Source organism: Pseudoflavonifractor intestinihominis, assembly GCF_040096055.1.
GTDB lineage: Bacteria > Bacillota > Clostridia > Oscillospirales > Oscillospiraceae > Pseudoflavonifractor > Pseudoflavonifractor intestinihominis.
The window spans coordinates 1-3808 of the sequence record NZ_JBBMFK010000049.1 but is presented as its reverse complement, the minus strand read 5'-3'; the positions used below and the strand labels follow the sequence as shown (position 1 = coordinate 3808).

Sequence of the window (3808 nt, the reverse complement as noted above, 5' to 3'; positions counted from 1 at the left end):
TGCCCGGAATTCGTCAGGCAAGCGTTGGAACGGACATTGCGCTTTCTGTCGGCGGCGATAACTATTGCTATGGTAGTGCAGGAATTTATGGGTACCTGAACCAAGCTTACCGGAAAAACGGCATAAAAACTGCATTATGGGGGTGCTCTATCGAACCAGATGTAGTGACACAAAAATCAGTGTCAGATGATTTGAGCCGGTATAGTTTAATCGTAGCCAGAGAAAGCATTACTTATGAGGCCGTAAGACACGTGCAGCAAAATGCATTTCTTACCCCTGATCCCGCATTTTTTATGGCCCCCCAGATATGTAACATGGATGACCGCTTTCTCTCCCGAAATATCATTGGCATCAATATTAGCCCCATGATTATTTCAAACGAAACAACCCCCGGCGCCGCCTATGAAAATTACAAGCAGCTGATCCGATATATCCTCACAGAGACGGATGCCTGTGCCGCTCTGATTCCCCATGTAGTATGGAAATCCAACGACGACCGCACCGTCCTCCGGCAGCTCTATCATGATTTCAATGACGATCCCAGACTGATACTGGTAGAAGATCACACCGCGCCGGAGCTAAAGTACATCATATCTCACTGCAGCTTTTTTGTGGGTGCCCGCACCCACGCGACCATTGCGGCCTATTCCACCTGTGTTCCCACATTGGTGGTAGGGTATTCCGTCAAGGCCCGGGGAATTGCCAGAGATCTCTTCGGCACAGAGGATGGCTATGTGCTGCCGGTACAGGAGCTGTCCGCCCCCGACCAGCTGTCCAAGTCCTTTGCGGTGCTTTATGGTAAACGGGATGCTGTGCACGATCATTTGAGCCGGACACTGCCGGACTATTTGGCAAGGGCTCAGGCAGGGGTAGATGCTGTGAAAGGATTGTCATTGTATTGAAGACAAATCAATTAAAGTCCGGTGCGGTTCTTTCCTATCTGAATCTGCTGATTGGGAATATCATTCCTTTTGTCTATACGCCGATCATGCTGCGCCTGTTGGGGCAGTCAGAGTATGGCTTGTACGGTATCGCTCAGTCTATTATGGGCTATATCGGGCTTCTGAATTTTGGAATCGGCGGCACCATTGTCCGCTATCTGTCTAAATTCCGCTCACAGGGCGACAAAGAGCAGGAAGCTCGCATCGCAGGCCTTTTCATCAAAATTTACAGTGTGATTTGCGGATTGATTCTGGTGGCTGGCTTTCTTTTTTCCTGTAATATCGAGATATACAGCCGGTCATTAAGTGGACAAGAAGTGGAAACCCTGCGTATCTTGGTCATCCTTATGACCATCAACACCGCACTGTTTCTTCCGTTTAGTGTGTTCAGCTCCGTTGTGCTGGCCCACGAGCGATATGTTTTGAATAAAGCGGTCAGCATGATTTCCGGAGTTGCTGCCCCACTTTTGAATCTTCTTTTACTGCTTTGCGGGTTTGGCTCAGTGGGGCTGGTCCTGTCATCTACCGCTCTGAACTTTGTCACATATGGTATATACACCTGGTATGCCATAAAAAAACTAGGCATTCGCCCCGACTTCCGAAAAGCACAGCCTGGTCTTCTGCGGGAAATTCTGAAATTTTCCACTTTTGTATTCTTGGCAAGCATGGTAGACGTTCTTTACTGGTCCACAGATAAGCTTATTATCGGCTGGGCGCTCGGAGCAGCAGCCACTGCAGTATACAACATCGGTGCATCGTTTAATACCTATGTGACAGGGCTTTCTACGGCAATCAGCGGTCTGTTGATCCCACGTCTCACCAACATGGCAGTCAATAACGTCCCCAGATCCCAATTTACGGAGCTTTTTATCCGAATCGGTCGTTTGCAGTTTATCCTGGTTTCCTTCATTGTATCAGCGTTTGTCGCCTTTGGCCGCCAGTTTATTGGGCTGTGGGCGGGTGCAGGTTATGGAGAAGCGTATTATGTGGCCCTGCTAACCATGATTCCCGTGACGGTTCCCCTCATTCAAAACACAGGGCTGAATATTTTGTATGCTCTCAACAAACATCAATTCCGCTCCATTGTCTACCTCTGTATTGCTGTTTTAAATATTGTACTTACCTTCTGGTGGGTGGAACGGTTTGGTATCGTCGGTGCCGCGATGGCCACGTGCGTTGCGTATGTTATCGGAAATATTATCATTATAAACTGGTATTATTATGCCCATATTGGACTGGATGTTCCGCAGTTTTGGAAAAATATTCTTCGGATGAGTCCGGTTATGATTTTAATGGGAACCATCTGGTATTTTATTCTGGATTGGATTCAAACCTGGAACTGGCTTACCTTTTTTGCACTGGCAATTGTCTATACGGTGCTCTATTTTATATTGGCCTATTTCTTTATGATGAATCCATATGAGCGCAGTATTGTGAAGGCTCCGGTCCAGAAGGCCGTTACAAAGGCCCAAAAAATCATTGGCTATAAAAGGTGACCTTTATGCAGCAGATTGTAGCGCATGAACGCTGTGTGGGATGCGGCGCATGTATGAATGGATGCCCCAAGCAGTGTATCACCATGGTAAAAGCAGAGGGCGGCTTTTTATATCCTTCCATCGATCAAAGCCTGTGTATCGATTGCGGACACTGTCAGGCGGTATGTCCCGCCCTTCACCACGAAGTATATGCCGCGGAGCCCCTTCCAAAGGCCTACGTGGCACACAACCTGGAAGACGGGGCATTGGAGCATTGTTCGTCAGGCGGGATTTTCCAGCTCCTGGCCCAGGATACTTTGCAGCGCGGCGGCGCTGTATTCGGTGCGGCATTTAACGACTCCTTTCAGGTAACGCACAGACTGGCGGAAACCTGGGAAGAGGCAAAAGTATTTCAGTCGTCCAAGTATGTGCAAAGCACCATTGGGACGGCCTATCGGCAGACAAAGTCCATTTTGGACTCCGGGCGTCCTGTTCTTTTCACAGGAACGCCCTGCCAAATTTCAGGGCTGAAGCTCTTTTTAGGAAAAGATGAACCCAATCTCTTGTGTCAGGATATTGTCTGCCATAGCATCCCATCCCCCAAGGTATGGGCAGATTATTTGAATGGTCACATGGAAAAGCAGCAATGCGGTATAAAAGAAATCCAATTCCGCAAGAAAGAGCCCAGTTGGGAGGGATACCATTTTCAAATCACGTTTGAGGATGGGACGCTCTACGATTGTCCTGGCACCGACAGCAGCTATATGAAGGCGTTCTTAAATGGACTGATCTCCCGCTCGGCCTGTTACAGCTGTCCCTTCAAGGGTCTGCACCGGGCAAGTGATCTCACGCTGGCTGACTTTTGGGGTGTCCAGCAAGTATGTCCATCGGCATTTCACGCAAAAGGAACCTCATTGGTTTTACTCCATACACACAAAGCTGTGGAAGTATTCCAGCGCATCTCCACAAAAATATCCGCGCAAGAAGTGGATCCTGTCCAAGCTGTTTTCTATAATCAGGCTGCGGTTTTACCGTGTACCCGCTCCAAACACTATTCCTGGTTCTGGGAGCATTATACGGGAAAAAATCTGGATTTATTGGTTACGGAGTGCTTAAAACCATCCCTGTCAGATCGGCTGATGGTACAATTACGGAAGAGCATACCTGCAAGGGCACTCCGGAAGCTAATGAAGCGGTCCTTGAAAAAGTGAATTTAGCATTTTAAGAAAACAAATTTATCCTTCTCCTAGAAACTATCTGCCGGGCGGTCAGCATTTCGTAACCGTCAAATGCGGATTTACACAACGTTTCCTCTGATAAGGTAGAATAAGTTTCGCAAAAAGAAAAAGAGACATGGTTTGCAGATCTCTGGTAGAATGAAGTCGCGACACA

General features: G+C 47.9%; 3 protein-coding genes. All 3 read left to right on the top strand.

Annotated features, from left to right (window positions below):
- The coding region (locus tag WMO64_RS16890) for a polysaccharide pyruvyl transferase family protein (protein ID WP_349232749.1) at positions 1-902 on the top strand (902 nt) is incomplete at its 5' end.
- A complete protein-coding gene (locus tag WMO64_RS16885) occupies positions 899-2437 on the top strand; it encodes an oligosaccharide flippase family protein (protein WP_349232748.1) in 1539 nt (512 codons plus the stop codon). The genes WMO64_RS16890 and WMO64_RS16885, both read left to right, overlap by 4 nt.
- 5 nt (positions 2438-2442) lie before the next feature.
- A complete protein-coding gene (locus WMO64_RS16880; RefSeq protein WP_349232747.1) occupies positions 2443-3627 on the top strand; it encodes a Coenzyme F420 hydrogenase/dehydrogenase, beta subunit C-terminal domain in 1185 nt (394 codons plus the stop codon).
- The last annotated feature ends 181 nt before the right edge of the window (positions 3628-3808 follow it).